2 protein-coding genes are annotated in these 1103 nt (G+C 49.7%); both read right to left on the minus strand.

The window, feature by feature from the left end:
- Positions 1-332: VanZ family protein (locus COY37_RS11160; RefSeq protein WP_286977600.1), on the minus strand; the 332-nt coding region annotated here is incomplete at its 3' end.
- Between the two features lie 31 nt (positions 333-363).
- The coding region (locus tag COY37_RS11165; protein WP_286977601.1) for a DegT/DnrJ/EryC1/StrS family aminotransferase at positions 364-1103 on the minus strand (740 nt) is incomplete at its 5' end.

A 1103-nucleotide genomic window follows, 5' to 3' on the forward strand; every position in this document is an offset into this window, starting at 1 on the left:
GCTACCATCCACCTGCGCCAATCAGGCAAGCCTGTATTTCGTAGCGCCAAAGCAAGCGCTAATCCCAAAAAACCATAGAGCACCATATGCGCCCCCTTGCGTATAAAAAAATGAATGAAATCCACTGGATCAGTGCGGTTGTCCGCCGGTTTATTGTCACCGCCATAGTTAAACTTTACTTCAGGAAGATGCCGCACTACATCTACGGCTGTTTTATGTTCTCGGATTCCCGGTCGTAGATCTTGCTCGTGGAAGGTTTGATTTGAGAAGTAAAAAATAGCTACCAGGCACGCGAGAACAAGAAGCCAACTCCATGTATCGTGAATACGCATAATCTTTTACCTTCGCCCAGTGCTTGATTAATTACCGTGACGCCTTCGCTACTACCTTCTCGACGGCCAGGCAAGTGTCCTCCATATCGGCATCGGTCAGCGTTGGATGAACCAGAAACATGAGGCTTGTCTCGCCCAATTCTTTCGCTATTTTTAGACGCTTTGCCGGGCGCAACCCATCACCATCAAAGGCCTTCTCAAGATATATCTCACTGCAGCTTCCTGTCGAGCAAGGGATGCCCTCGGTGGTAATCGCAAGCATAATCCTATCACGATCCCACCCTTTTTTTAAGGCCTCAGGGCGAATAAACGTGTAGTATTTGTAGTAGGAGTGGTAATAACCCTCGTGAGGTGTGGTTATCCTAAGTGCCGGTAGCCGGGATAAGCGCGAATTTAGTATATCGGCATGCCTGCGACGAGCCTCAACCCAATCCGGTAATTTCTTGAGTGCTACCCGCCCAATTGCCGATTGCATCTCGGTCATGCGCCAGTTCGTCCCAAAGGATTCATGAAGCCAACGGAAACCTTGAGGATGTTCGCGGTTGTATACTGCGTCGTAACTTTTGCCGTGGTCCTTGTAGCTCCAGGCTTTCTGCCATAGTTCCTTATTATTGGTGGTAAGCATTCCGCCTTCTCCACCGGTAGTGATAATCTTATCCTGACAGAACGAGAAGGCGGCTACATCACCCATCGAGCCGACAGGCCGCCCTTTATAGACTGCTCCGTGCGCTTGGGCGCAGTCCTCGATAACTTTGAGACCATGCTTTTTGG

The sequence above is a fragment of the Candidatus Aquicultor secundus genome, assembly GCF_002791875.1.
Taxonomy (GTDB): domain Bacteria; phylum Actinomycetota; class Aquicultoria; order Aquicultorales; family Aquicultoraceae; genus Aquicultor_A; species Aquicultor_A secundus.